Here is a 26,764-nt window from a genome sequence, read left to right on the forward strand (position 1 = left end):
ATTACACATGAGATTGTTAGCCTATAACAAACTATGCTATAATTTGGCACACAACAAACAAAAAAAGGTTAGTTATGGCTAAAGAACACTCATTTGACATCTCTGCAAAAATAGATATGCAGTTATTTAAAAATGCGATAAATCTTGTAGAGCGGGAAATTGCAAACCGTTATGATTTCAAAGGAACGACTTTTGAGATAAACTATAAAGAAAAAGAGAATGTTTTGGTGCTTGTTGCATCCTCCGACAACAAACTCGACACACTCAAAGATATTGTCATTGCAAAACTACTCAAGCAGGGACTCTCTTCAAAAGTTCTTGATGAACTGCGTGTAGAAGATGCGAGCGGCGGAACTAGAAAAGCAACGTTTAAAGTGGTTGATTATATTGAATCTAAAGAGGCTAAAAAGATCGTTGCCGACATTAAAAAGATGAAGCTGAAGGTTAATGCCCAGATAGAGTGCGATCATATCCGCGTTAAAGGGGCAAAGCTTGATGACCTGCAAAAGGTGATGAAGATGGTACGTGAAGGCGACTGGGAAGCACCTATTGTCTTTGAAAATATGAGATAAAAGGGAAAATCTATGAAAAAGATGAGCGTAGCAGAGGCAGCAGAGTTTTTTGGAGTATCCAAAGAGGCAATTCATAACAGAATACGCAGAGGTTCTTTGAAAAGTTCTCTGGGCAGTGACGGTGTGAAGATGGTTATGGTCGATGAGACGAGGAGTGTGAAAAAAGCAGTCTCAAAAAGAGCTGTCAAAAACAGTGCAAATGATGATCGTTACTATAAACTGCTCGAAGCACAAAATGCAAAACTTCAAGAGCGCGTGGAAGTGCTTGAAAATGAAACAAGAAGTCTGCGTGACCAAAAAGAGCAGATGCTTATTGAAGAGCGGCAAAAGATAGAGGCAATCTATAAAGAAAAAGATGAGCAGCTTAAAAATATTCTTCAAACACTTTCATCAAAATTTATGCTTGGCGCTCCGCTTGAGACAGAAGAAACTCTTGAAGCAGAAATGGTCGAGCTTGAAGAGGAAGAATTAAAAAGTAATGTGATTTCTCTAAAGAAATATCTAAAATCATCTGGTTTTTCAGAGAAAAAGATGAAAAAAATCAAAAAAAGATTTAAAGAAAAAGCTAAAAATGATGAGAGAATTGTCATTATAGGAACAAAATATTATCTTGATACAGGGAAATATGATTATAGTGATCTCATAAAATAATTTTACAGGAAATATAATGAATATCATAATTGCAGGTGCCGGAAAAGTCGGCTTCAATCTTGCAAAAACTTTGAGTATAGGACATAATGTCACCATTATCGATAAAAACTCAGAAGCACTTCATCGAATTCAGGAGAGTCTTGACATTATGCCTCTGCGCGGAGATGTTGAAGACTCACAGACATACGCAAATTTTACAGATAAAGATATTGACCTCTTTATTGCCGTCACTAACATTGACAACGTCAATCTCATTTCTATTGTAATGGCAGAAGCTGTTTTAAACATTGACAGAAAGTTTGTGCGCCTGCAAAAACAATTCTTTCATAACAGCGACATTAAGAGCAGACTGGGGATAGATACCCTTATTTTTCCTATTCAACTGGCTTCTAAAACAATCTCTTCGCTGCTTGCCTATCCAAAAGCCAACAATGTGAAATTTTTTAAATATACAGACCATAAACTGATATCGGTAATGGTTTCAAGCCGTTTTGTTCCTCAAAGTTTTCAATCACAGCATTTTAGTATTGTGGGTATTGAGCGGAAAAAAGATTTTTTCATTCCTGCTGATGACAGTGTTGAAATTCTTCCAAACGATCTTGTCTATTTTTTCGGACGTGAAGAAGAGATACGGAATATTTGTCAAAAACTTGAACTCGATACGAAAAAAGAGATACAGAAATGTGTTGTTTTTGGAGGCGAAGAGCTTGGCGTGTCGATTGCGGGCGAACTTGTAAAAATTGGACGGGATGTTAAACTGGTAGAGGAAAATTTAGAGCTGTGTGAGCTGGCAGATGAAGCGCTTGGTGGAAAGGTGCCCATTATCAATTCAAAATATCGTACGCACGATGTTTTTGAGGATGAAGACCTTGACAGTGCAGATATCTTTATTGCTGCGACAAACAATGATGAATTCAACATTATCAAATGTCTTGAAGCAAAAGAAAGCGGCATCAAAAAAGTAGTGGCTATCAACAATGAGATGGAGTATTACAACTTGATGCATACACTCGGTATCATTGTCGTGCGCGGTCCAAAGATAAGTGCCTATAACACCATTATAGAAGAGGTCAGCTCTACGGGCATCGTTATCCAAAAAAGTTATTGCGGGGCTAGAGCAGTTGTCTTTATGCGAAAGGTCTTTCGAAGTTCCGGACTTGTCAATAAAAAGGTAAAATCTCTTTCAGTAGCAAAATCAAAACTCTTTTATATGCGTAATGAGCAGCTTTATCTGTTCAATGAAAATATAGTCCTGCAAGAAGATGATCTTGTTGTGGCATTTTGTACCGTGAGAGAGAGTGCAAAAGTGAAGCAGTGGATCTATGAACTATAAAAATATTACCAAGATACTCTCTATTATCGGGGTGACTATCTCTGCTATATTTTTGCTCGATATAGTTGTCGGATTGATCTATAAAGAGGATTATATGAAGTTTTTACTCTATGATGCTCTTTTTTTCTTTGTCAACCTAACGATCTGGCTTTTTTTGCGACAACATGAGCTCAATTTAAAGATAAAAGAGAGTATCTTAGTTGTTAACCTGTTATGGCTGCTTTTAGGTGTTGCCGGTGCGATGCCGATTATTCTCTATACGGATGTCTCCTATGCTTCTGCATTTTTTGAAGCTATCAGCGGATTTACAACAACGGGAGCCACTGTTTATACAGATATAGAATCACTGCCGCATATGATACTTTTTCACAGGAGTCTGATGCACTGGCTTGGAGGGCTTGGGGTCATTGTTTTAGGTGTCGGGCTGCTCTCTATGATAAATCCGACGGGTTCCTTGTCGCTTTTTAAAGCGGAATCGACAGGCGTACAGCTTGAAAAGCTTACGCCAAAGATAAAAGATACAGCGCTGAGCCTGTGGCTTGTCTACTTCGTTCTTACCTTTGTAGATATGCTCTTTTTGAAGTTTTTCGGTATGAGCTGGTTCGATGCGCTCAATCACGCTTTTTCAACGATATCGACAGGCGGTTTTTCAACAAAAAACAGCTCTATGGGTTACTTCACGCAAGATGGCATCATCTGGACGACAACGATTTTTATGCTGCTTGCCGGTATAAATTTTCTGGCACATCTCAAGCTCTATCATAAAGATGTTTCAGGTTATAAAAGTGAAGAGGTGCGATGGTATCTGTTCATCTTTTTAGCTTTGAGTCTTGCTTTGAGTCTTGTACATATGGATATTAGCGGAGATGGCTTCTATGATGCGCTGAAACACTCAAGCTTTACCATCGCTTCTGTAATGACGACAACTGGTTTTGCGACTATAGATTACGGTTCATGGTCTCATCTTGCTATTGCTATCATCTTTGTAGGTCTTTTAATGGGCGGTAATGCAGGCTCGACGGCTGGGGGCATTAAGATCATTCGCCATGTTATTATCTTTAAAACGCTCGCTTCGGAACTCAGACGTATCTTGCATCCAAATACCATTATATCGGTCTTTGTCGATGGTCTGAAACAAAAAGAGAGAATCCTCTCCTCGACCTTTGGTTTTTTTACGCTCTTTATGATTACCGTAGCTGTTGTAACCATCTACATTTATGCACGTGGTTATGATGCCATGAGTGCCATTTCAGGAGCTTTTGCTCTTGTTGGTAATGTCGGTCCGGGGTTTTCTCTTGTAGGTCCTTCGGATAACTTTGGATTCTTTAGTGATTTTGACAAACTTTTCTTTTCGTTGGCTATGATTATTGGAAGATTGGAGTGCTATACGGTCTTTGTGTTGCTTAGTAGCTCTTTTTGGAAGAAATTTTAGGATTTTTTGATAAAAACACTCCATTTGATTCGATTTGTGCAATAATTATAAAAAGGTTTGAACAGATACCCGTAAATAACTAGAAAGTATAAAAAAAGATGATACGAAAACATGCAACAGAGCAGACAGCCATTTTCTTTAGTGTTGCCAAGTGGGTAGTTTTGTCTTCCATCATCGGTGTCGCAATTGGAGCGACCGTTACGCTTTTTTTAAATATTTTAGCCTATAGCGAATCTTCACGCTCGCTACTTCCTTTTGATTTTTACTATCTTCTTCCTCTTGCATTGATTTTGAGTGTCTGGTTGACAAAAACCTTTGCACCAAGTGCCGAAGGGCATGGAACGGAGAAGGTTATCTCAGCCGTGCATAAACAAGATGGGCAAATAGATGTTTCTGTCATTCCAGTAAAAACTTTGACAACGGTTTTGACGATCTTTGCCGGTGGTTCTGTGGGGAAAGAGGGACCGGGTGCACAGATAGGTGCAGGTGTGGCTTCTGTTATCTCAAAACTGCTGAAATTTAATAAACAAGACAGAAAAAAACTTGTCATCTGTGGTATCAGTGCAGGTTTCGCTACTGTTTTTGGAACACCGATCGCCGGAGCGATATTTGGTGTGGAAGTGCTTATCATCGGTGTTATTATGTATGATGTACTTTTACCTTCTTTTATCGCCGGTTTTGCGGCTTTTACAACAGCGCAGTTTTTGGGAATTGAGTATACCTACTATGACCTGCACTTTTTCCAAGATGTCTCTTTGGATCTGGTACTTATTCTAAAAGTTGTTCTTGCAGGACTCTTTTTTGGTTTTGTCTCTGATCTGACGATAACAGCAATCTCCCATACTCACAGCTATATTAAAAAAATTAAGGTCAGCTCTTATATTAAAGCATTTGTTGGTGGTCTTGTTATTGTCGGATTGACACTCGTTTTTGGAGAGCAGTACATTGGATTGGGGCTTGGTACTATCAGTGACGCACTCAATCCAAACCCGATGCTCTCAGAAAATATTCACTGGTATACATTCATTCTAAAAACAATTTTTACCTCACTCTCTTTGGGTGCCGGAGGTAGCGGCGGTGTCATTACTCCTATCTTTTATATCGGAGCGACAAGCGGGAATTTTCTTGGTTCTGTCATCTCTCCTGAACATATACCTCTTTTTGCAGCACTTGGGTTTGTGAGCGTCGTTGCGGCAACGACAAACACGCCTATTGCATCAACGATTATGGCTGTTGAGCTGTTTGGAATAGATATCGCCCATTATGCCGCTCTTGCAGCAGTTATCAGCTTTTTGATTTCTGGGCATAGAAGTATTTTTTCATCACAGATATTGGCAATGAGAAAGTCAGAGATGCTGAGTGTGAAGATAGGTGAAGAGGTAGAGCATATCAACATCTCGCTTGAAGAGCATGAGATGGATAAGATCGAGAAGCTCAGAAGAAAGCTTCATAAAAAGAACAAGAAAAAATAGAACTCTATTCTTGTAACATTCGTACCTCACGTTGCGGAAAAGGAATGCTTATATTCTCTTTTTGCAGTGCATTGAAAATTCCCAAGTTGACTTCATACTGTGTTTTAAAGAAACTTTTTGTCGGTGCCCAGTATCTGTAAGCGATATCTATAGAACTGTCATTGAATTTTTCTATACCTACTATCGCTTCATTCTCTTTGTTGATATCTTTGTGTTGATTGAGCGTTTGTGTTATTGTTGTTATAGCGTGTGTTACATCACTGTCGTAAGCGATGCCGACACTTCCCTCGACTATACGAAAGGCAAATGAGTTTACAAGAATATCACCGATCATATACTTGTTAGGGATGGTTATCTGCTCGCCGTCTTCATTAACCAAAACGGTGTAGGCAAGTTTTATATCTTCTACTTCTCCATAGACATCATGAATAGTGATCGTATCCCCTATCTTGAAGGGTTTCGTGATGATGAGAACGATGCCTGCTGCAAAGTTGGAAACACTTCCTTGGAGTGCGAGACCGGCTGTGAGTGAGATTGCACCGAGTGCGGCAATAAATGGAGCGATTGAGATGCCGAGTTTTCCAAGCGCCAACACAGCCATCATGGCGATAACTAAAAAACGTACCAGATTTGCAGTGAATTTACTAACTGTTTCATCAAGATTTTTCTTTAGTAACAGACGCAGGGTTATCTTATGGACATATTTTGCGGCTATAACACCAATGACCATAATAAGAACAGCACCTATGATTTGCAGTGAATAGTTCGCTAAGAACTCCATCATCACATCATAAAATTTATTTATTTTCTGTAATTGTTCATTCATCTTTTGTTTCCTTTAAAGATCATCCATTGTTAGTCGCAATCCCTTGATATGTGAGACGGGATAAGAAAAAGTGAGTCCATGCCCTTGCCCTGTAATATCGAGTTTTGTCATAACGGATTCTATAATTTTATCGACATTTTTTGTCTTTGTTATAAACATCAGGTTGGAATCGGTTGCATTTGTGTGCAGACGGTTATAGAAGTTGTCCATCTGCGTTAAACCCATACCATGGGCTTCCATAATAGTTACGCCGCGTGCTCCTGCCTCACGTGCGGCAAGAAGCGCCTCTTGGGTTTTTTCTTTTGGAACGATAACATGCACGGCAGAAAAGGCCATGTCATAAGAGTGTGATTTGTCTGTCCCTTCGACATTGATGGTTGAGAGTTTCATATTGTGGACATCTTCGAGTGCATGTCGCAGTTCATTCATGTGCAGCTCTTCTTTTTCATGTTCACCTTTGACACCCATCCTTTCGGTAATAAGACCATAAAGCATGACCGTTATCATGGGGAACAAAGAAGCAAAAGCAATCAGCCCGAAACCATCTATGAGCGGATCACGATTGGGTATATTTGTTGCAAGACCGAGACCGATGGCTGCAACAAGCGGAACAGTGACTGTAGAGGTTGTTACTCCGCCGCTGTCGTAAGCGATAGGAACGATGTACTTTGGTGCAAGAAAAGTAAGCACGATAACAAAGAGGTATCCTGCCATAATATAGTAGACGATCTCTCCACCCACAACGATTCTGTATGCCCCGAGTGCAATACCGATGGCAACACCAAGGGCAACGAAAATGCGTAAAACGAAGTCATTGATCCTGCCGTCACTGATCTCTTTTGCCTTGCGTGCAATGGCGGTAAGAGAGGGTTCCGCCATAGTTGTGGAAAAACCGATGAGAAAACCAAAAGCGTAGATGATTATGTTGTTGTCATACTGCGTCAGCTCAAAGGCCATAGTCTCACCAACTGAGAAAAGCCCCATCTCTAAACCGACAATAAAGGCATCGAGACCAATGATAACAAGAGTAAAACCGATGATGACCTGCTTGATATTTTCTATCTTCTTTTTCAGGATCACGTACTGGAAGAAGAGAATGACACCAAGTATGGGAATAACATCACTGACTACACCTAAAAGACCTTTTAAAAGTGTGAGTGGATCGAACTGCATCTCTACTTTTTCAATGCTTTCAATAACAGGAGGCAGGAGTGTTTGTGTTGGGTCGACGAATTCATAGACGACAATGCCGTAAAGCTGTACGAAGATCATAGGTGTCAGTGAGGCAAAGGCAATGAGTCCAAATCCGTCAAGAACCGGATTGCGTCCTTTAATGGTTGAGGAGAGGCCAATGCCAAGGGCGGCAACAAGAGGAACGGTTACTGTTGATGTTGTCACACCGCCAAGATCATAGGCTAGACCGACAATTTCCTGTGGTGCAAAGGCAGTTGCTGCAACGACCAATATATAGCCGCTGATAATGTAGTAATGGATGGGATGGCCTTTGATGATACGCCAGACACCAAGGATGATAGCAAAGCCGACAGAAAAGGCAACGACAGTTCGTAAGATTGTTGCATCAATACGTCCGTCACTGATAGAAGCGGCTTTATCGGCAATGACAATAAGTGCCGGTTCGGCGATTGTCGTACCAAAACCTATCATAAAGCCAAAGATAAGCATCCAAAAGGTTGAGCCTTTATGTGCAAATTCACTTGCAAGCCCTTCACCAACTGGAAAGATACCAACTTCAAGTCCAAGTAAAAATACTGCCAGACCGACACCGACTATGGCAAGGCCGATGGCAGTGGAGAGCCAATGTTCAGGTATGCTTTGGATAATGGCGAGCTGAAAGAACATAATAACAAGAACAATAGGCAAAAGGTCTCGAAAAGACTCTTTTAGCAGTTGTAAAAAGGTTCGGATGTTTAACAAACTTTATACCCCTGTTTTTTTAATCTAATAATAACAAAAATTACTATGATTCTTGCTATACTTATAGAATGAAAGTTTTATTTATAGGCGGAATTAAGAGTGGAAAATCTCTTAATGCGGAAAAGTACATTCAAAAGATATCAAAAGCAAAGCCGGTATACCTCGCTACTACCGAGTTTATTGATGATGAAACAAAGCAGAGAATCCAGCAGCATCAAAAACAGCGCAGTGATAACTTCATAACGGTTGAAGAAGCATTGGTACTATCAGATGAGATAGAAAAACATGAAAAAACCGCTGTTTTGGTGGAATGTTTAAGTGTCTGGGTAAACAATATGCTCTATCATGAAAAATCTTTTGAGGATATGCAAGAAGAGATAAACAAGGTGATGATGCAAGAGAGAGATGTTGTTTTTGTTATCAATGATGTTAGCTGCGGTGTTATACCTGAAAATGCACTTGCGAGAAAGTTTGTCGATGTAAATGGCAAGATAGCACAGTTGGTTGCTGCTGAGTGTGATGAGGTCTATCATGTCGTTGCAGGTATCGCAACAAAAATAAAATGAGCAAGGTTTTAAAAGGGTTTGCATTGTCGCTCTCAATGTTGACGACACTGCCGTTTTTTAGAGTGCATGACTTTTACAAAGGCATCAACGGCTATGCCGTGATGTTCTATCCTCTTGTAGGTTTCATTCTGGGATCTGTTTTGTATGGAGTTTATGCTCTATTAATGTCATATTTTCCTCATTTTCATCTTGCTGCGATTATCTTTGCTCTGTGGGTTGTTTTAACAGGGGCACTGCATCTCGATGGTTTTGCCGATACAATCGATGGGCTATTTGTGCCAAAAGAGAGAGCTTTGGAAGTGATGAAAGACCCTCATAACGGTGGTATGGGCGTGACGTTCAGCGTTGTGTTTCTTATTTTAAAAGCCTCTTCGCTTGTCGCTCTGCCAAATTATGCCTATGCGCTCTTGCCTCTTGTCCTGTTGTTACCACGCCTAATGATTGTCTTTTGCATCTATTTTTTCCCTTATGTATCCGGCGGAATGAGCACAATCGCCAAAGAAGAGCTGCAAAGCACTCAGGTATTCATGGCATCATTATATAGTTTGCTATTTATTTTTTTATATAACGGATGGTTTTTGTTGATCGGTGCAGTTGTGCTGCTGTTACTTGTCAAACGATTTTTTATAAAACGTTATGGCGGTTTTACCGGTGATATCTATGGTTTTACCATTGAAGTGACGGAGTTATTATTGCTGAACTTAATCATTTTGGGCCTTGCGTGAAGATAACACTTGTGCGTCATACAGAAGTCGATGAGAAGTATCATAAAAAATATAATGGGCATATCGACATAGGACTCTCACGCAGAGGCATTGAGCAGGCAGAGGCTTTGGCAGCACTTTTGAAAGATGAACTGTTCGATCTGGTGTACGCTTCGGACCTGTTACGCTCACGGCAGACACTCGCTCCTTTTATACAGGCAAAAAATGCAATATTTATAGAAGAACTGCGTGAGAAGTTCTGGGGCAGACATGAGGGTAAGAGTTTCGATGAGATAATTACCGAGGGGGAAATAAAGTATGAAAATTTTGAGCAATGGATAGAAGCGCTCGATGGCGAGCCTTATGAAGCCTATATGAAAAGAGTACAACACTTCTTTTTAGAGTATCTGCCAAAACAAAATGCTAACACTGTTCTAGTTATTACTCACGCAGGTGTTATCCGTGTATTGATGGCTATTGTGAAAGACCTTTCGCTTGAAGAAGCTTTCTGCATCGATGTTCCATATGCTTCGGCTACTGTTTTTGATACGGATTTACAAACTTTTAGCACTATTAAATAAAAGCTTGGCTAAAATGTCACTCTTCAAACAAAGGACAGCTGGCCGAGTGGTCGAAGGCGCTCGCCTGGAACGCGGGTGTGGAGCAATCCACCGTGGGTTCGAATCCCACGCTGTCCACCATAATCTTATGCTATAATCATCCCATGAAAAGTAAAATCTTAGTCTTCTTACAGTTTTTCATTATTTTTTTAATGCTATTACCTTTTGGGTCACATACACTCTATCTTTATCCCGGTCTTTTTATAACAGCAGTCGGTATGATTGTTGGTTTTTTGGCGATTGGTGCGCATAAAAGGGGGAACTTTAATATTCGCCCTGATATTAAGGAGAGCTGTGAACTCGTTACTCATAGCATCTATGCCTATGTTCGGCATCCTATGTATCTTTCAGTACTCTTGATGATGCTTGGTATCACTGTGATCTATTTTAGTTACTATGAACTTGTGCTCTATCTTTTATTAGTGATTACCCTGCTTGTGAAGCTCACGTATGAAGAACATTTATGGCAGTGTCACAGTGAAGTGTATGAAGCTTACAAAAAGCGGACAAAACGGCTGATTCCTTTTCTCTTTTAATTTGCTATAATAGACTAAATGAAAAGGCAGGTGTATGCGGTTTTATCTTCTTAGTGCTGTGTTTATTCTTTTATTGAGCGCCTGTAGTGCTCCTATTCCGAAACCGGTGGCTGTTGAAAGAGCAGATAAAACAGTGGATTATCTTACGGATGTCAAGCCTGTCTTGGACAAACGCTGTGTCGTTTGCCACTCTTGCTATAACTCCCCTTGCCAGGCAAAGTTCAGCTCTTTTGAGGGTATAGATCGCGGAGCGAGTAAAATGGCGGTTTATAATGCCACTCGGTTGCGTGCCGCTGATCCTACTCGTCTGTTCATTGATGCCCAAACAACACAAGAGTGGAGAAAAAAAGGCTTTTTTACGCTCACGCAGTCAAAAGAGAATAACATCACTCATAATGATTCGATTATGATGCATCTTCTTTATGACAAAAAGATGCATTCTGAAATCATTGGTGATTATTCACCTGAACATGACGAACTCAGCTGTCCGAAAAATAAAGAAGAACTTGCAGATTATCTTGATGACAAGCCAAATCACGGAATGCCATACGGTTTTCCACAGCTTACAAACAAAGAGTACATGACAGTTGCACAGTGGCTCGCTCAAGGTGCCAAAGGACCAAATGCCAAAGAACAGAAAAAGCTGACGACACCTTCTCCAGCTGCTTTGCGTGAGATAACAAAGTGGGAAAAGTTTTTCAATGCTCCTGACGCCAAACATCAGATGACAGCACGTTATCTCTATGAGCATCTCTATCTTGCACATATCTATTTTCCATCGGCAAAAGGGGAGTATTTTCAGCTGGTACGATCCTACACGCCAAGCGGAAAAAAAGCAGAAGTCATTCCTACACGAAGGCCTTTTGATGATCCGGAGGTCGATCACTTTTATTATCGTTTTGTAAAACTGCATACAACGATCGTTCATAAAACACATATGGTCTTTTTGTTTGACAATGCTGCGCTTTCGCGTTTTAACACTCTCTTTATACAACCAAAGTGGCGGGAAAACCCTCATCTCATCTCTTTTGATGCTAAGGTAAGTGCAAATCCTTTTGTCGCCTTTAAACAAATTCCGGCGCGCTCACGCTATCAATTTTTACTTGACAATGCACACTATATTATTATGACCTTTATCCGCGGTCCTGTCTGCCGTGGTCAGATGGCACTCAATGTTATTCATGATCATTTTTGGGTGATGTTTGAAGATCCAAAGTATGATATTGCCGTTATCCATCCGGAGTTTATAGATTCACAGATTGAAAATCTTTCTTTGCCTATAGAAAAAGTCGACAATGGACTCATGGAGACATTTAGTGATGCTTATAGAGAGCGTTATAAAAACTATTTGTTAGCAAAGAAAAGAGTAGCGAACAGACTTTACAAAAAAGGTCTGCCTCTGCAATCGATTTGGGCGGGTGAAAAAGCCTCAGACGCACCTCTCCTTACTGTCTACAGACATTTTGACAGTGCATCCGTAAGCAAAGGTATTTTAGGAGAGAAACCGCGGACGATGTGGGTCATTGACTATGCACAGTTCGAACGTATTTATTATGCGCTTGTCGCCGGTTACGATGTCTTTGGAAATGTGTCACATCAGACAAATATCAGGCGTTATATGGACTTTTTACGTATGGAAGGCGAGCTGAACTTTTTATCGTATATGCCAAAAGAAAAACGACTTTCAATGCTCAAATCGTGGTACATAAATGACAGCAGTGTCGATGATTATAAATACCGGGAGATAGAAAAAATCGGCAATGCAATTGATTTTAAAACACCATATCCAAAATATGAATTTATTAACAAACTTCTTGACAAACGCATTTTAAAAAGCACCGGTATAAAGTTTGATACATTGAATTTTAAAAATCCGACAAAACCGATTCCAAAAATGCCAAAAGAGTTGAAAACGACAGAGGATTATATCGAAGCAGCACGCTCTATGACACTGCCGGGAAGTGGTTTTACCAGATATATGACCTACCAAGTAGTGAACAATATATTTTTACGTATAGATATGCCTGATGGAACATATATAACAAAAAATCTTGTCATTAATCGATGGCATGATAATGTAAACTCTCTTTTTAACGAAGAGAGCCGCCTAAATCCGGCAAAAGATACGATGGATATTCTGGATGACAATGTAGGATCGTACCCAAATGCTTTTGTTATTGTAAAGTTTACAGAGCTGGCAGATTTTATAGATCTTATGAAAAATATGCAGGGCAGTGATGAAGATATAGAGAAGTTGAAAAAGTACTTCATCTCACGCTCAGATAAAGATTTTTGGAAAGTGTATGATTGGTTCCAAAAGCACTTCAATGAAACAGAGCCTATCCGTTCAGGCTTGTACGATCTTAATCGGTATGCACCTACTCCATGGAAAAAAGCTCAGTAATGGATATTGTTTTATTGATAAAGTCCATTATGGGGTTGGTTGTCATCTTGGGAATTTTAATCGTTTTTTTTCTTTATATGCCTTTTGGCAAGGAACAGAAGACGCAAAAGAAAAAGGTTTATACGCAGCCGAGTAAACCAAAGCCAAAGCATGAGTTAAAAGAACTTCTGTCGGTCATTCGTGACAAAAATGCAACGAATCAGCAGCTTTCAGAAGCACTCGATGCCATCATAAAATATCATGGACATATCCCGTCAAAACTCGGTATACGCTGTCATCCTGATTTTGACATCTACTCAGAGATACTACTGCGAATCTGCAGGCATCCAAATACAGATAAAGATATCATTGTTAATTTTGATAAAGAGCTGGAAAAACGCAACCCCGAATATGTCAGAGAGATAAATGACTCTTTGACAAAGGGGCTGAATTCGCGGGGAATTTAGCTAGGGCTAGTTGTCCTTTTTTGCAGTTGCTTCTTTGACTGCCTGAAGCAATTCAATGAATCCTTCTTCACTTGAGTGTTCAACTTTTGTGAGTGCTTCAAGAGCTGCACTCATATTGCCGTTTGCTGCGTCATGCATAGCTGATTTGATACCTTGGTGAACTGTAGCATGGTGTTTTGATATATTGCCCAGATGTGAGCTTCCTTTGAGAAGGTCATGAGAGATTGTGTTGAACCATTTACCGAATCGACAGCTGTTTTCATCGGCTATGCTCTCTTCTCTGTGTGCCATAACTGCTTTGTATCCTATGATCTTTAGGGAGATATGGTCGATTTTTCCATTGCTGACATTGAACTCATTCGTGAGTGACAATGTTTTGTTTTTGATCTCATTTGAATTGTCGACAACTTTGTTGATGTTCTCTCTAAAGGTTTCAATGATCTCCATAACCTTGGATGTTTCATCTATAAAGGTGTTGCTTATCTCCATCATGGAGTTGGAGTTTTGTTTGAGGCCGTTGATATTGATCTCTACTTCCTGCGTTGCTTTTTGTGTTCGTTCTGCAAGTTTTCTTACCTCATCGGCAACAACGGCAAAACCGCGTCCATGTTCGCCGGCACGAGCCGCTTCAATGGCAGCGTTGAGGGCCAAAAGGTTTGTTTGATCGGAGATGTCCTTGATGAGATTGATGATCTCTGCGATGGACATAACACTGTCATTGAGTGAATTTGAATCGTCACCAAGTGTATTGGCATGTTCTTGAATATTCTCGATAGTAGAAGCGATCTCAGAGGTTTGTGCTTCAACATTGATCATTCTGTCATTTGTTTTGGCATTGAGTTCGTTTATCTCTTCAAGCTGTAAAAGGTTGTCTTCGATTGTTGCCTGCAAAAACTTGGTACCGTCACTGTAGCTGTTTATAATGAGGTCTAAAAGTTTTTTTTGATCTTCATCTTCTTTTGGAGCTTCTTTAATAGAGCGCAGATGAGACAGCTCATCTCGGAGTCTTTGCGCTTCTTCTTCTAAAGTCTGAATTCTATCCTCGTATGTTTTTTCAAGTTTTTCTACTTTATCCCTGCATCCAAACATCACTATCCTTTTATTTGATTTTGTTTATTATAACTCATAAATGACTTTTTTATACTAAAAAGTGTCCGTAATCGGTCCCTGTACTTTGTCAATGTGCAGTTTTTGCAATGTTTCGAGTTCCTGTTTGTCTTTTACAAATGTGGCAATCAGATCTATACCGAGTGATTTTGTGATAACTTCAAGTGAGTTCATGGACTCCTCTGTCTGATCGAGTAAAAAGGAGACATCGGCTTTTATAAACTCCGGGTTAAGCTCTTTAAGATAGTGAAAGTCATTGCTCTCACCACTAAAGGCATTGATGCCAAAACCGTAACGGTACTCTTTGAAGAGATCCACAAAACCTTTTACTGTCGCCGTATTATGGATTGCAAAGCTGTCTGCTACCTCAAAAGAGAGTTTGAAGTCAAGCTTTTTCCCATAGTGATAAAAGAGCTTGGAGAGCTCTTCAAAGGCCTTTGAATCTTTAAGAAATTCATTTGAGAGTCGGATGGAGCAGATAGTGCCTGTAAGTTCAGAATGCCTTTTTGTCAGAAGATCCTTGAGTGTTACAAGATACATTTTGCCAACGAGACCAAGATTGATAGCCGGTGCGATAAAATCACCATAATAAAACTGTTTGTCTTTGCCGTCGTCTATAGTGAAGGTCATTACTTTGTGATTGACGGTTTTTGTTTTGACATCCATCGTAGGCCAAAATTTCAGACTGAAATAATTTTTTTCGATGGATTCTTCAAGGATATTTCTCCATTGCTCTTTTGGCAGGGCGTTTTTCTCATTTTTCTCTTCATATACATAGATATGCTGACGCTCATCCGCTTTTGCTTTTGTCAGAGCATCATCCACGCGTGTGAGCAGATCACTGATAGAGACCCCCGGTCTGTATCTGTAAATACCGATGTTTATATAGACGACTGACGTGTCAACGCCATGATCGTCTGCAAGGTCGAGAAAGCACTCAAAAATACTGCGTGCAATGGATTCTGAGAGATATGATTCGCAATCAGGCAGCATAAGTGTAAACTCTGTTCCGTTGACGCGGGCTATGACCTTTTCTTCGATGTCTTCACACTCTTCTATGAAGTTCTGTGCCAAAGCAGCGAAGAAGGCATCTGCATCTTTGCGTCCAAGCTGTTTATTGAGAATATCTGCGCCATTGAGTGCCACAAGCAGGATGCTGCCGCCCTGATTTTTTGTTTCAAGTGTAAGAAGTTCCGGCAGGCGAAGCATAAGATAACGTCTGTTATAGAGTTTTGTTACCGGGTCATTATAGAGCAGCTCTTTGTTGCGTTTGGCGGCCTCATTGGCCTTGTTGAAAATCTCTTCGACCTTTTTCACCATGGCATTCATTGCGTGAGATACTTCTTTGAACTCTGTCGTATAAGGTTCTTTTGTTTCAATGACAAACTCATTGTTAAGGATGGCTTCGGCTTGATGCTGGATTCGCTTGAGAGGTTTGAGAATATAATGCAGCAAAATGTTTAGAAGCACTAAAGAGACAGTGACAAAAATTATAAAAAGATAGAAGAGTTTGCGAGATATCTGATAAAGAGATTCATACACTATTGTAGTGTCTGCTTCGATGGTCACAGTTCCGATGATATTCCAGCCGGAAGTGACATCTGCTGTTACCGGTTTGAGATGGATGTCGGCAAAGTTTACAAACCACTCAGGAACATTTTCTATAGGGTCATTATCAACCTGTTCGTACTTAAAGCTTGCATCGTTGGAGATAAACTTGATACGTTTATAGTAACCGCTGTCAAATTCTGAATCGATAATGCTTGTTATAACGGCAGGTTCACCACCTGTCTCTGAGAGTTTGTTTGTTAGTGACGAGATGTTGTTCACAGTTGTCTGATAGAGACTTTCAAGCATATCTTCCTTGGCTGTTTCATAGTTTATGGCCATAACAGAGCCCAAGATGATTATAATTAAAAGAGAGAGAGCCAGGGCCATCTGTTTAAAGAGAGTCATAATTTTTTCCTTTTCATATTGGCTTCGAGTTTTTTCCATTTTTTCGATTTAGGTCCGGTGTCACCATTTATCATTTTAATTACCTTAATTAGATCAGGTCTTTTGGATGCCGGAAGCACGAGCCTGTTGTTATTGCCTAAAATGAGAATATCATCTTTTGATCTTGGCTTGGCTACCTTGAAGTAGGCAAGGACCATATGCGATATTTTTCTGCCTCGTCTGTCTTTGTAGATTACATAAGCAAATTTCATTCTCTTTGGATCTATGCCAAGCTCTTTGAGAATATAATATTTTGCTATAGTGTAGTCTTCACAGTCACCGGCATTTTTTCCGATGAACTCGTAGAGTGTCGCCCAGTAGTCACTTACGCCGTAGAGCTGTTTGTCACTCTTGTAATGAATGAAATTTACCCAGGTGTTGACAGTGTTGAGTTTTTTGATATCTGAGACAGATTGGAGTTTGGTTAGCAGGTCTTTGTCGATGGCGACAAATCTGTTTTTGGCAAAAGAACCGTATTTTTCGAGTGCAGCATTCTCTATTTTTGTATCTATGAGCTTATCCGCATCTAATAAGGCCGTAAGTAACAATAAAAAAAAGAGGAGTTTTTGCACAAAAGACATGTTTTATTATACTCAATTTATTGCTGTCTTTTATTAAAACCCGATGTTCCTAGTTTTGCCTCTGTTTTAAAATCTTTCGCATAAGCTTTCAAATATGGAGGAACGGCGCGTCCTTTGAGCTTGAGTATATCACCCAGCATTGGTATAGCAACGCTCTCTTGTGGAATATTTTTCTCCTGCGTGAGGTAGGTAAAGAGCAGTTCTCCAAGACGAGGCAGTGAGATTTTCCAAGTGGAATCGGTTTGCTCATATATCCAGAGTGAAAAAGCGTAAAAATTTTTAAAGACGCTCTCGTCCTGCCATAAAAGAACAAGAGAGTTTTTGAAGTTGCCGCTGTTGTAGTAGAGGTCCCAAAAACGTGCGAAACGTTTCATGATCTGTATATCTTTAAAACTCAGTTGGTTGTTCTTGAGAATGTCATAGGGAGGAATGTCACTGTAGACCATACCGTGCTCAATGTCATGGCGGTTAATGTGTGTTCCTGAGAGCTTTTTAAGTATGCCTATCTGAATCTCACAACTGCTGAGCTCCATGAGCTTATCAAGATTGTTTCCAAAGCTTTCCAAGCTCTCTCCCGGCAATCCTACAATAAGATCGAGATGAATGTGGGCTGTCGTCTCATTCTCTAAAAAGGAGATATTCTCCTGTATTTTGTCGAGTTTGAGATTGCGTGAGATATTGTTGGCAATCTCGAGATTGAGTGTCTGTATTCCGATCTCAAGCTGCAGTGCACCATGAGGAAAGCGTTTTATCTTCTCACGCAGAGTTTCAGGAAAATGGTCGGGAATAACTTCAAAGTGGGCAAAGTAGGGTGGTTCTTTTTCCAAGAAGAAGTCTAAGATTCTGTTTGCGGCTTTCATGTTGAGATTGAACGTTCTGTCAACGAACTTGAAATTCCTAGCACCTCTGCTCCAGAGCTTGTCAAACTCATTAAGCACTACATCAAGATCAAAGGCGCGTACTTTTTCATCCATGGAAGAGAGGCAGAATTCACATGCAAAAGGACAGCCGCGTGAGATTTCGACATAGATGTAGCGGTTGGCGATATCATGGTCACTGTAGTACTCATAAGGCAGGGCTATAGCTTTGAGGTCCGGGATGCTCATACGGATGATGCGCTCACTCTTTTGCCTCTTTTGTATCTTGCGGCAAAGCTCAAAAAAGGCGAGATCCCCTTCACCCTGGATGATATAATCAGCCAGTGAAAAATCAACCCGAAAAGGTTCATAAGTGACTTCAGGGCCACCAAGAACGATTATTGTCTCAGGGGATATCTTTTTGAGTATATGGATAAGTTCGTGTATCTCTGAAGCATTCCAGATATAGACACCAAGACCTATGATGCCGGGATTTTCATCGAGCAGTTTTTCAGCGACACTTTGAACGGCATCGTTGATGCTAAACTCTAGTATCTGCGTGTTTGTCTGTAGCTCCTGCATGTTTGCATAAAGATAACGCAGCCCTATGGCAGAGTGGGTGTAACGGGAATTAAGCGTACTTAGGATGATTTTCATAAAAGAAGTCTAACATAAAAAATCTGTTTTTGGAGGAAAAACAGCCAAGAGAAATAAAAGGGGAAAACTTGGCTGTTTTAAAAATTTATAGGAGTATATGTCTCGCTTATGAAAGGGGGAAAACATAATTGAGATGTTGAAATTATAATAATTATAAGTAAATCATAGGTAAATATACTATAATTCACTATGTTTTTTTTACTTGGTCTCTTTTATTATTTTTATTTTTCCATTGTCGGCATCTATATTATCTTTTTACCGAAGGTCTTGAGCGGTGTGGGTTACAGTGCGAGTGAGATAGGTATTATTTTCGCTGCCGCTCCACTCATTCGTTTTATTTTACCCTTTTTGTTCATTAAAGGACTGCAGCTAAACGCAGCTATTTTCAAGGTCTCTCTTGTTTTTACTGTAGTCAGTGCTTTGTCATTTTATCTCTCATTGGAGCATTTTTACCTCTTGCTCTTGTCCAATGTTGCTCTTGGTGTAGGTTTGGCACTTATACTGCCTTATGTCGAGTTGATTGCATTAGATACTATCGGTAAAGAGCATTATGGCAAGGTTAGACTCTTTGGCTCGCTTGGCTTTATCATTGTGGCTTTGTTGCTTGTGAGATTTTTATCTTCGGCATATGTCGCTCTTGATTTTCTCTTTGCCATGACGTTCGTTATGACGATGGCCGGCTATTTGGTACAAAGAGAGAGCACGAACGATATAAAAAATTCCGAGAAATATCACAACGATATCTCTTTACTCAAAGATTGGCAGTTATGGTTTGGGCTCTTGTTGATGCAGATGAGCTTTGGCTCTTTTTACAACTTTTTTACCATATATGAGACAGACAGAGGCATCTCTTTGGATATGACCGTTTATCTTTGGAGTTTTGGTGTTATCGTTGAGGTGGCGATGCTCTTTTTTCAGGGACGCTTGCTTCGCGGCACTCTTTTAACTGTACTGCAAGTGACCATCTTTGCAACAGTAATTCGATGGTTTTTACTCTTTGCCTATCCGACGACACTTGAAGTGCTCTTTTTTGCACAGTCGCTGCATGCGCTCTCTTTTGCGCTCTTTCACTCTGCGGCGATAAGTTATCTTTTTTCTCACTACAAACACAAAAGTCTTGCACAGCAGTTCTTCTCAGGCATCACCTACGGTCTTGGCGGTCTGGGCGGTGCTTTATTGGCGGGGTTCATTTATGAGTACTATCCCGATTATCTGTTTCTGAGTTCGTCGTTTATTGCTTTGGGGGCACTACTAATGGTAAGTCTATATAAAAGAGGGCAAGTCTCACTTGCGTGAGACTCACAAAAAAAGTGTTTGTTAGTAATCCATAATGAGATTGAGCGTAAGTGTCGTATCTGTATGCTCTTTATCAGATGCAGGCTGGTTTACATAGTCGGCTTTATAGCTGATACCTGCTGAGAATATATCAGAGATCTTAGAGCTCAGAGATGTTTTTGAATAACCAAAGTAGTTTTGTATATCATCGATCTGTCCTCTGATAGAAAGTTCCTGACCAAACTTGAGCGTTTTTGTAATTTGATAGTCATAAACACCTTTGAATCTGTAAGCAGCATAGTCATCTTTTTTACCATAATCTATTGCCGCTACAGGAAGATTGTCAGCATTTGGATAGTCAATGACAACTGTTTTTGCTGCATCGGCGTACCTGATATCAGCTCCTTGGTCTTGTGAATAGAGGATATTTCCGCTAAGAGTGAGTTTGTGCTGCTCGGTTACAATAGCTTTGTACTCTGCACCGGGACCGGTATAGAACTGATAATCATAACTTGAGAACTTGTCTACTTTATAACCGACAAGATAGTCAAATGCAAATCTGTCTGTAAATGCGTAGTTGTAGTTGAGTTCAAGGATGTACTTGTTTTTCGTCTCTGTACCGCTGTCTTCTGCATACTGACCGTCAAAATGTGCTTTGCCCTCATGTTTGCCCCATTTTTTTTCTGCTTTTGCATCGAGGTTGAAGGTTTTTGTTTTTGTATTACCATTTGTTTCTATGTAACCAAACTCTGTATGTGTTGTCAGTGGCGTTACTTTTACATCTTCGGCAAGTGCCAATGTAGCAGTTGTTATGACTGCTGCAGAGAGTAAAATTTTTTTCATTTTTTTCCTTTGTTTGTGTTTGTTAGTTTTCTTTGTCCGTGTGCACATCCATCTGTGGATACGGAATGGAGATCCCTTTTGCATCAAAAGTGAGTTTCACGGTCTCAAGCATATCGAAGTAAACATCCCAGTAATCATCTGTACTTGTCCAAGCACGTACAACGAAGTTTACACTTGAGTCTGCCAGTTCTGTCACAGCAACGAATGGTGCAGGATCTTGTAAAATCCGCTTGTCAGCATTGACTATTTCCGTCAGCGTCTCTTTTGCAAGTTTGAGATCATCATCGTAACCGATACCAAAGACATGATCGACTCTTCTTGTATCTCTGTTTGAGAAGTTCGTGATGTTTCCGCCGATGATGGAGGAGTTCGGTACGATGACCATACGTTTGTCAATAGGGGTGATAATAGTTGAGAAGAGATTGATATCGGTCACTTCTCCCGTTATACCTGCAGCCTCGATGACATCACCAACTTTAAAAGGACGGAACAAAATGATAAGTACCGCTGCCCCGATGTTTGAAAAAGAGCCTTGCAGTGCCAGACCAATAGCCAAAGTAGCAGCACCAAATACCGCTACAAATGAAGTTGTATTGACGCCAAGCTGATTTAATGCGGCGATAATAACCATAAGAAGCAGAGTAAAGTAGATGATACTTTCGCTAAACTCAACTAAAGTTTTATCAATTGCTGCTTTTGTCATCATTGTTTTTATCAATGCAGTAAGTTTTGTCGCTGCCCACTTACCAACGACAAAGATGATAAGCGCGGCGATGATCTTCAGACCATATTCACTGGCGTACATAAGCGCCAGCTCTTTATATTTTACAATATCTATGTCCATAGAATATCCTTTTGTTTAAACTGTTCAATTATAACGGAATCTCATAAACAACTAGTTGAGTTTTTGTGCTAAAAGTTCTACATCTCGTGAAAGCTGATAGTAGTCGTTGAGATACGGGGAGTCAATTTTGAAAAGAAATTGGCGGTATTTGAGATAGTTTTGCCATACTTTTTTACTCTGAGGGATTCTGCCTCGTTTTATAAGTTCAAAACTAACAGCTGCGTTGATAAGCCCCTTGATTAGCATGACCTCGGCACTCTTTTCGCTGCGGCGTGGAAACCAGAGTGCTTCTAATGCCTCATGTGCGTCGTAAAAACGCTCCTCACGGAGGCATTTGGCAAATTCATCAATCTTTATTTGTGTCATTTTCATCCAGCAGTTGCATATTTTTCCGCCAGTATCCTCTGCCACCTTTTAAGGAGATGCAGTGATGTTGCGGAAATTTTTCTTTATACTCTTTGAGTCTGTCCATTGTCGCTTTGCCTGTGTCACAGTAAAAGACAAAGATGCTTCCCTCCGGATACTGCTTGAGCTCATAAGGGTTGTAGGTAATGGTGTCTGCCTTTTCAATTGGTGAGAGAATAGTATCGACCAAAACGACGGCAACACCCTCTTTTTCAAGACGCTTTTTGTTTTCCAGGAACTCTTTTTGAGTCCATTCATCAGGGTAATTCATGTCCAAATTATATAATAACTTGTGTTATAATCAAAGTATGGCAAAAAAGAATAAAAAAAACAGTAAGATTAACCAAAGAATACGAAAATATTTTGATGACGACCCCTTTGATGTGGGTATAGAGAGAGTCGAGAGCAAGACACTGAGTGAACTCTTTGCAGCCCTTGGCATCTACGATATAGAACATAATAAAAAACTGATGATAAAGACCCTTCGAATGATATGGTCAGAGGCTGAGAGTACTATGCGGCAGGATATTTTGCACTTCTTTGAAGCTGACGGCAGAGTCTATAAATCAGAAAAACCAAAAGACGAACCTCATTTCAATCGGGAAGAAAAGATCGATGCGATCATCGCAGAACTGGATGTAAACGACGAAGAAGCACTCCGTCTGCGTGAGGCATTTGCAACGGTACGTGCCAAAAAGATCACAATAGAGAAGATGGAATCAAAGCTGCGACATATCCATTTCGAGTTAAAAAAAGAGAAGTTGGAGCGTGAGCTTGAAGGTATCTTTGATATTGATGACAGTTTTGAGTTCAATGCTTCGCTGAAATACTCTCTGTATGATCAAAGTTTTCATAAAATCCTTACACTGCATACGAAGCCTTATTCGTATGAACTTATCGAAGAGAGTGATTTTGACGCATTAGCGGCTAAGATAAGTGAAGATAAGATGCAGGCAGTTGCAGCAAAACAAAAGAGTATTGATGCATTTCTCGCTTCACTGAAATATCCTCACGCTTATTTGACAACAAAGGAGATAATAGATTCTTTACGGGCTTCACCGCCAAAGACGACATTGGCATATCCGCTTATCAGTGCGAAGGTCTTAAAGAAGATAGTGCGTGAGAAGATAGAAGCAAAAGAGATAGAAGTGCATTCTCAGGAGCTTTTGATCGTTGTCGACGAAGTGCTGCAGCTGCCTTATTCATCAAAAGAGTTGACTTATAATCTGGAGCTCTCGATTGAGCTTGACGGCGTGCTTGAAGAGATATGGGAATCGAAGCGTTTTAATTTCGATGCAGTTCGTGCAGATGTTAAAAAAGAGTATGAAGAGAGCTTTTTAGATGCTTTGGAAGCCTTGGTAGAGGAGTGCAGAGGGTATGCAGAGCTTTTACACTTCAGCGAAGAGGAACTGCATGAGCGCATCTATGCTTTTTTACTGGATTTTATGCCGCGATCACTGCATCTCACGCAGAAGATCCATCGAAAAGTGGCACGAAGATTCCTTCAGTCCATACAGGGTGAACTCATCAAGAAACAGCGACAGGAGCTTTTGGCACGTACGATCCGTGATTTTAAGAACCTTTTTCCTATCGCACGAGGTATGCGACGAAAACTTACGCTTCACATAGGACCGACCAACAGCGGTAAAACATATACAGCCATGAAGCAATTGGAAGAAGCCGATACGGGCTACTATTTGGCACCTTTGCGACTTTTGGCGCTGGAGGGTTATGAAACGCTGCGGTCAAAAGGCATCGATGCTTCACTCATTACAGGAGAGGAGCAGATACTCGATGAAGAAGCGACACATATCAGCTCGACGATAGAGATGATGAACTATGATGTCGATGTCGATGTCTGTGTCATTGATGAGGTGCAGATGATAGATGACCGTGACCGTGGTTGGGCGTGGGCAAATGCGATCATCGGCGCACCTGCCAAGGAAGTGATAATGACAGGTTCGCCCAATGTAAAAGAGGCTGTCATTGCACTTGCGGATTATCTTGGAGAAGAGTTGGAGATCATAGAGTTTGAGAGAAAGAATCCGCTGGAGCTTTTAGAGCATCCGACAGATTTTAAAAACATCGAAGCAGCGACGGCGGTTATCGCTTTTAGTAGAAAAGATGTCCTCAAACTCAAACAGCGACTCTCGGCAGACTTTAACGTGAGTGTTGTTTACGGCAATCTCTCCCCGGAGGTCAGACGGGAAGAGGCGCGTCGCTTTCGTGAGGGTGAGACAGAGATCCTTGTCGCTACCGATGCCATAGCGATGGGTATGAACCTGCCTATTAAAACCATACTTTTCTCAAAAGCGGAAAAGTTCGACGGCATCACGCAGCGCAATCTCTTTCCTTCGGAAATTTTACAAATTGCCGGAAGAGCAGGGCGTTACGGCCTGCATGAAAATGGGTACGTGGGCGCTTTGAACAAAGAAGCCCTGAGTATTTTAAAGAAAAACTTCTCAAAAGAGCCCAAAAAGATAGGGACACCGTTTAAAGTCATGGCTTCGCTCGATCACATTAAGCTGGTAAGCTCCATCCTAGAAGAGAACTCCTTAGAGGAGATCTTACGCTTTTTCATTAAAAATATGGAGTTCAACGGTCCTTTTTATGCGGCAAGTCTGGATGATATGCTCGAAGCCTCACGCATAGTGGATTCGTATGATCTGGATATCGCGACGAAGTATCATCTTGCCTGTGCACCGCTTACACTGAAGTCTTCCTACATTATCGAAGCCTATGAGAGTTATATCCATGCATTGGAAAAACAAGAGCCGGTTTACTATCATCCGCCGAAATTGCAAGGGGTTTATGCGCAGACATCTGATGAACTGCTGCGGGCTGAAGATATGGTAAAGGAGATATCGCTCTATCTATGGCTTTCATACAGATTTGAAGACTATTTTGTAGATGCCGAGAAAGCAAGGCAGTATCGTGGAGTGCTTAACAGATACATAGAGAATACTTTGCAACAGACCCAGCTTGTTCAATCTTGCAAGCTCTGCTCAGCTCCGCTGCCGTACAACTCAAAGTATGCGATCTGCCAGTCATGTTTTAAGAAGCATTATACACATAGAGGCAGAGGACAAAGGCGTTCTCCCCGTTAATGTTTGTTAGCTTTTAAATTCGTCTATTGTGGATTGGAGTGAAGAAGCCACCGCTACCAATCTCTCCAAGTCATTTTCAATGCTCAGAACACTTGTTTTGTTGGCTGTTGAAAGTGCTTCTATATCAGAGATGTATTTGATGATCTCTTGAATGCTTTGACTCATTTTCATGCTGTCCTGTGCAGATTTTTCCGCTACTGCCGTTGAACTTTCCATCGCTTGAGTGGTGGTATTGATTTTGTCATTCACATCTTCCGATATATCTGAAAGTGCTTCGATATTTTTGGCATTATCTGTCATCTTTTCACTGATGTCATTGATGGACTGAACGATTGTACTGACAGAGATATCAATCTCTCCAAGGCTTTTTTGCGTGCGTTCTGCAAGTTTTCTTACCTCATCGGCAACAACGGCAAAACCGCGTCCATGCTCACCGGCACGTGCTGCTTCGATGGCGGCATTGAGAGCAAGAAGATTGGTCTGCTCCGCAATCTCACGAATGATATTAAGTACATCTTTTACTTGGTCTGCATCGGTTTTTAAGGTGGCAAGTTCTTCAACAAGTTGTGCTTCTGAATCAACAACATTGACAACTTCCCGGCTTAAAGCACTGAGAGAGTCTTTTGCGCTGAGAAGTTCTTCTTCGGATACCTGTATCTTTTTCTGAGTCTCTGCAGCTGCTTCGATAGTCAAATTTAAAATCTCTTGAATATTTTCACTTTTTGTAACGGTCTTGTCAACGATACCCTGCTCTTGCTGTGTGCCTTTACGAATAATATGCGAAGCCGTTGCTATTTCACTGGCTATTGCTTTATTCTGATCTCCTAGATGTTTGACATCGTTCACGGTTCCCTGAATCATCGCTATAAAGTTGTTGACCTCCTTGGCGGCATCGCCAAACTCATTGCCATTTTTGTACTCAAGTCTTTTTGTAAGGTCTTTGTCTCCACTGATAAGATCAGCTATCTTGGCTTTGAGTGTTGCCAGCGGTGTAAAGATCTCACGGGCAAAGAAGATAAGAGCAACTATGGCAAAAAGTATACCGGCAATGATAAGCGAGATAATCAGTGTCATATTGGTCTCGCTGATTTCAGCGTCATTTTTATCTAGAGAAATTACAAGGTCAACTGCTCCAAGGACATTACCTGCAGTGGCATTGTAGTGACACTGCAGACATCTTTTTTCTGCTACCATCGGTTTTATCATGCGAATAGTATGGTGTCCGTTTTTGTTTTCTTCAAGAATTTTTGTCGTTTTATTGTTAAGGACATCACGAATCAGTGTATCGGATGTGAATTTTTCTTCAGGAGCGTACACTTCAATAACCGCTTTTGATTTGGCGATATCAAGATGCTCAATACCCTCAATCTTTCTGGCATTCTCAAAAGCGCTCTGAACAACTTCAGGATCTCCCATCATCATGCTTGTCGTCATTGTTTGAAAGATGGACTCGCTTAACATTTTGAGTGATTTCTTCGCTGTTGTATTGGAGAGTTCATGCAGTGTTGCAGAGAGATAGTAACTAATGGAGATAAGTCCGACAATACTGAGTGTGACAATGGAGAGAATAACTTTTGATTTTACCGATGCAAGCAT

24 protein-coding genes and 1 tRNA gene are annotated in these 26,764 nt (G+C 40.6%); 14 read left to right on the forward strand and 11 right to left on the reverse strand.

What is annotated here, in order from left to right; all coding sequences use genetic code 11:
- Positions 1 to 74: 74 nt before the first annotated feature.
- From FM071_RS00275 to FM071_RS00295, 5 genes are all read left to right on the forward strand, one after another.
- The gene (locus tag FM071_RS00275) at positions 75 to 572 is read left to right on the forward strand and encodes a YajQ family cyclic di-GMP-binding protein (protein ID WP_193110983.1); all 498 of its coding nucleotides are present in this window, start codon (positions 75 to 77) and stop codon (positions 570 to 572) included.
- A gap of 12 nt (positions 573 to 584) precedes the next feature.
- Complete coding sequence (locus FM071_RS00280) at positions 585 to 1,223, forward strand: DNA-binding protein (protein ID WP_193110984.1); 639 nt, start codon at positions 585 to 587, stop codon at positions 1,221 to 1,223.
- 16 nt (positions 1,224 to 1,239) lie between these two features.
- On the forward strand, positions 1,240 to 2,556 hold the full coding sequence (locus FM071_RS00285) for an NAD-binding protein (protein ID WP_193110986.1): 1,317 nt from the start codon (positions 1,240 to 1,242) through the stop codon (positions 2,554 to 2,556).
- Entirely contained in the window at positions 2,546 to 3,988 is a 1,443-nt protein-coding gene (locus tag FM071_RS00290; RefSeq protein ID WP_193110988.1) for a TrkH family potassium uptake protein, read from the forward strand. The genes FM071_RS00285 and FM071_RS00290 overlap by 11 nt, the downstream gene beginning before the upstream one ends.
- A gap of 98 nt (positions 3,989 to 4,086) precedes the next feature.
- Positions 4,087 to 5,460, forward strand: coding sequence for a chloride channel protein (locus FM071_RS00295; protein WP_193110990.1), 1,374 nt, complete (start codon positions 4,087 to 4,089; stop codon positions 5,458 to 5,460).
- 4 nt (positions 5,461 to 5,464) lie between these two features.
- On the opposite strand, the gene FM071_RS00300 is transcribed toward FM071_RS00295, so the two are convergent.
- Together FM071_RS00300 and FM071_RS00305 are read right to left on the reverse strand one after the other, a co-directional pair.
- Complete coding sequence (locus tag FM071_RS00300) at positions 5,465 to 6,286, reverse strand: mechanosensitive ion channel family protein (protein ID WP_193110992.1); 822 nt, start codon at positions 6,284 to 6,286, stop codon at positions 5,465 to 5,467.
- A 12-nt stretch (positions 6,287 to 6,298) separates the two neighbouring features.
- On the reverse strand, positions 6,299 to 8,221 hold the full coding sequence (locus FM071_RS00305) for a DUF1538 family protein (RefSeq protein ID WP_193110994.1): 1,923 nt from the start codon (positions 8,219 to 8,221) through the stop codon (positions 6,299 to 6,301).
- Between the two features lie 68 nt (positions 8,222 to 8,289).
- Between FM071_RS00305 and FM071_RS00310 the strand changes: the two genes are divergently transcribed.
- From FM071_RS00310 to FM071_RS00340, 7 genes are all read left to right on the forward strand, one after another.
- The gene (locus FM071_RS00310; protein ID WP_193110995.1) at positions 8,290 to 8,787 is read left to right on the forward strand and encodes a bifunctional adenosylcobinamide kinase/adenosylcobinamide-phosphate guanylyltransferase; all 498 of its coding nucleotides are present in this window, start codon (positions 8,290 to 8,292) and stop codon (positions 8,785 to 8,787) included.
- Positions 8,784 to 9,512, forward strand: coding sequence for an adenosylcobinamide-GDP ribazoletransferase (gene cobS, locus FM071_RS00315; protein WP_193110997.1), 729 nt, complete (start codon positions 8,784 to 8,786; stop codon positions 9,510 to 9,512). Before FM071_RS00310 ends, cobS begins: the two co-directional genes overlap by 4 nt.
- A complete protein-coding gene (locus tag FM071_RS00320; protein WP_193110999.1) occupies positions 9,509 to 10,072 on the forward strand; it encodes a histidine phosphatase family protein in 564 nt (187 codons plus the stop codon). Before cobS ends, FM071_RS00320 begins: the two co-directional genes overlap by 4 nt.
- 32 nt (positions 10,073 to 10,104) lie before the next feature.
- A tRNA-Ser gene (locus FM071_RS00325) sits at positions 10,105 to 10,192 on the forward strand.
- A complete protein-coding gene (locus FM071_RS00330) occupies positions 10,165 to 10,647 on the forward strand; it encodes a methyltransferase family protein (RefSeq protein ID WP_193111000.1) in 483 nt (160 codons plus the stop codon). The genes FM071_RS00325 and FM071_RS00330 overlap by 28 nt, the downstream gene beginning before the upstream one ends.
- Before the next feature lie 34 nt (positions 10,648 to 10,681).
- Positions 10,682 to 13,051, forward strand: coding sequence for a fatty acid cis/trans isomerase (locus tag FM071_RS00335; protein ID WP_193111002.1), 2,370 nt, complete (start codon positions 10,682 to 10,684; stop codon positions 13,049 to 13,051).
- On the forward strand, positions 13,051 to 13,497 hold the full coding sequence (locus FM071_RS00340) for a hypothetical protein (RefSeq protein ID WP_193111004.1): 447 nt from the start codon (positions 13,051 to 13,053) through the stop codon (positions 13,495 to 13,497). Before FM071_RS00335 ends, FM071_RS00340 begins: the two co-directional genes overlap by 1 nt.
- A gap of 6 nt (positions 13,498 to 13,503) precedes the next feature.
- Here FM071_RS00340 and FM071_RS10690 read toward each other — a convergent pair whose 3' ends face one another.
- The 4 genes from FM071_RS10690 to FM071_RS00360 are packed head-to-tail and all read right to left on the reverse strand — an operon-like array spanning position 13,504 to position 18,694.
- Positions 13,504 to 14,586: a methyl-accepting chemotaxis protein gene (locus tag FM071_RS10690; protein ID WP_193111005.1), complete on the reverse strand. Its 1,083-nt coding sequence runs from the start codon at positions 14,584 to 14,586 to the stop codon at positions 13,504 to 13,506.
- A gap of 54 nt (positions 14,587 to 14,640) precedes the next feature.
- Positions 14,641 to 16,560, reverse strand: coding sequence for a bifunctional diguanylate cyclase/phosphodiesterase (locus FM071_RS00350; protein ID WP_193111007.1), 1,920 nt, complete (start codon positions 16,558 to 16,560; stop codon positions 14,641 to 14,643).
- Positions 16,557 to 17,180: a transglutaminase-like cysteine peptidase gene (locus FM071_RS00355; protein WP_193111009.1), complete on the reverse strand. Its 624-nt coding sequence runs from the start codon at positions 17,178 to 17,180 to the stop codon at positions 16,557 to 16,559. The genes FM071_RS00350 and FM071_RS00355 overlap by 4 nt, the downstream gene beginning before the upstream one ends.
- A gap of 17 nt (positions 17,181 to 17,197) precedes the next feature.
- Positions 17,198 to 18,694 (reverse strand): B12-binding domain-containing radical SAM protein, encoded by a 1,497-nt coding sequence (locus FM071_RS00360; RefSeq protein WP_193111011.1) that lies wholly within the window; start codon positions 18,692 to 18,694, stop codon positions 17,198 to 17,200.
- A gap of 189 nt (positions 18,695 to 18,883) precedes the next feature.
- Between FM071_RS00360 and FM071_RS00365 the strand changes: the two genes are divergently transcribed.
- On the forward strand, positions 18,884 to 19,990 hold the full coding sequence (locus FM071_RS00365) for an MFS transporter (RefSeq protein WP_193111013.1): 1,107 nt from the start codon (positions 18,884 to 18,886) through the stop codon (positions 19,988 to 19,990).
- A gap of 21 nt (positions 19,991 to 20,011) precedes the next feature.
- Here FM071_RS00365 and FM071_RS00370 read toward each other — a convergent pair whose 3' ends face one another.
- The 4 genes from FM071_RS00370 to FM071_RS00385 are packed head-to-tail and all read right to left on the reverse strand — an operon-like array spanning position 20,012 to position 22,332.
- On the reverse strand, positions 20,012 to 20,812 hold the full coding sequence (locus FM071_RS00370; protein ID WP_193111015.1) for a DUF481 domain-containing protein: 801 nt from the start codon (positions 20,810 to 20,812) through the stop codon (positions 20,012 to 20,014).
- Positions 20,813 to 20,834: 22 nt separating this feature from the next.
- Positions 20,835 to 21,656 (reverse strand): mechanosensitive ion channel family protein, encoded by an 822-nt coding sequence (locus FM071_RS00375; protein ID WP_193111016.1) that lies wholly within the window; start codon positions 21,654 to 21,656, stop codon positions 20,835 to 20,837.
- A 51-nt stretch (positions 21,657 to 21,707) separates the two neighbouring features.
- On the reverse strand, positions 21,708 to 22,022 hold the full coding sequence (locus FM071_RS00380) for a DUF309 domain-containing protein (RefSeq protein ID WP_226960539.1): 315 nt from the start codon (positions 22,020 to 22,022) through the stop codon (positions 21,708 to 21,710).
- Positions 22,003 to 22,332, reverse strand: a complete 330-nt coding sequence (locus tag FM071_RS00385; protein WP_193111020.1) for a hypothetical protein — start codon at positions 22,330 to 22,332, stop codon at positions 22,003 to 22,005. The genes FM071_RS00380 and FM071_RS00385 overlap by 20 nt, the downstream gene beginning before the upstream one ends.
- 37 nt (positions 22,333 to 22,369) lie before the next feature.
- Here FM071_RS00385 and FM071_RS00390 point away from each other — a divergent pair, with 37 nt between their 5' ends.
- Positions 22,370 to 25,168: an SUV3 domain-containing protein gene (locus FM071_RS00390; RefSeq protein WP_193111021.1), complete on the forward strand. Its 2,799-nt coding sequence runs from the start codon at positions 22,370 to 22,372 to the stop codon at positions 25,166 to 25,168.
- 6 nt (positions 25,169 to 25,174) lie between these two features.
- On the opposite strand, the gene FM071_RS00395 is transcribed toward FM071_RS00390, so the two are convergent.
- Entirely contained in the window at positions 25,175 to 26,764 is a 1,590-nt protein-coding gene (locus FM071_RS00395) for a methyl-accepting chemotaxis protein (RefSeq protein ID WP_193111023.1), read from the reverse strand.

The sequence above is a fragment of the Sulfurimonas paralvinellae genome, assembly GCF_014905135.1.
Lineage (GTDB): Bacteria > Campylobacterota > Campylobacteria > Campylobacterales > Sulfurimonadaceae > Sulfurimonas > Sulfurimonas paralvinellae.

Coding starts and splice junctions, on each gene's coding strand:
- FM071_RS00275 (WP_193110983.1), top strand. CDS start 75: ATGGCTAAAGAACACTCATTTGACATCTCTGCAAAAATAGATATGCAG.
- FM071_RS00280 (WP_193110984.1), top strand. CDS start 585: ATGAAAAAGATGAGCGTAGCAGAGGCAGCAGAGTTTTTTGGAGTATCC.
- FM071_RS00285 (WP_193110986.1), top strand. CDS start 1,240: ATGAATATCATAATTGCAGGTGCCGGAAAAGTCGGCTTCAATCTTGCA.
- FM071_RS00290 (WP_193110988.1), top strand. CDS start 2,546: ATGAACTATAAAAATATTACCAAGATACTCTCTATTATCGGGGTGACT.
- FM071_RS00295 (WP_193110990.1), top strand. CDS start 4,087: ATGATACGAAAACATGCAACAGAGCAGACAGCCATTTTCTTTAGTGTT.
- FM071_RS00300 (WP_193110992.1), bottom strand. CDS start 6,286: ATGAATGAACAATTACAGAAAATAAATAAATTTTATGATGTGATGATG.
- FM071_RS00310 (WP_193110995.1), top strand. CDS start 8,290: ATGAAAGTTTTATTTATAGGCGGAATTAAGAGTGGAAAATCTCTTAAT.
- cobS (WP_193110997.1), top strand. CDS start 8,784: ATGAGCAAGGTTTTAAAAGGGTTTGCATTGTCGCTCTCAATGTTGACG.
- FM071_RS00335 (WP_193111002.1), top strand. CDS start 10,682: ATGCGGTTTTATCTTCTTAGTGCTGTGTTTATTCTTTTATTGAGCGCC.
- FM071_RS00340 (WP_193111004.1), top strand. CDS start 13,051: ATGGATATTGTTTTATTGATAAAGTCCATTATGGGGTTGGTTGTCATC.
- FM071_RS10690 (WP_193111005.1), bottom strand. CDS start 14,586: ATGTTTGGATGCAGGGATAAAGTAGAAAAACTTGAAAAAACATACGAG.
- FM071_RS00350 (WP_193111007.1), bottom strand. CDS start 16,560: ATGACTCTCTTTAAACAGATGGCCCTGGCTCTCTCTCTTTTAATTATA.
- FM071_RS00355 (WP_193111009.1), bottom strand. CDS start 17,180: ATGTCTTTTGTGCAAAAACTCCTCTTTTTTTTATTGTTACTTACGGCC.
- FM071_RS00360 (WP_193111011.1), bottom strand. CDS start 18,694: ATGAAAATCATCCTAAGTACGCTTAATTCCCGTTACACCCACTCTGCC.
- FM071_RS00365 (WP_193111013.1), top strand. CDS start 18,884: ATGTTTTTTTTACTTGGTCTCTTTTATTATTTTTATTTTTCCATTGTC.
- FM071_RS00370 (WP_193111015.1), bottom strand. CDS start 20,812: ATGAAAAAAATTTTACTCTCTGCAGCAGTCATAACAACTGCTACATTG.
- FM071_RS00375 (WP_193111016.1), bottom strand. CDS start 21,656: ATGGACATAGATATTGTAAAATATAAAGAGCTGGCGCTTATGTACGCC.
- FM071_RS00380 (WP_226960539.1), bottom strand. CDS start 22,022: ATGACACAAATAAAGATTGATGAATTTGCCAAATGCCTCCGTGAGGAG.
- FM071_RS00385 (WP_193111020.1), bottom strand. CDS start 22,332: ATGAATTACCCTGATGAATGGACTCAAAAAGAGTTCCTGGAAAACAAA.
- FM071_RS00390 (WP_193111021.1), top strand. CDS start 22,370: ATGGCAAAAAAGAATAAAAAAAACAGTAAGATTAACCAAAGAATACGA.
- FM071_RS00395 (WP_193111023.1), bottom strand. CDS start 26,764: ATGCTTGCATCGGTAAAATCAAAAGTTATTCTCTCCATTGTCACACTC.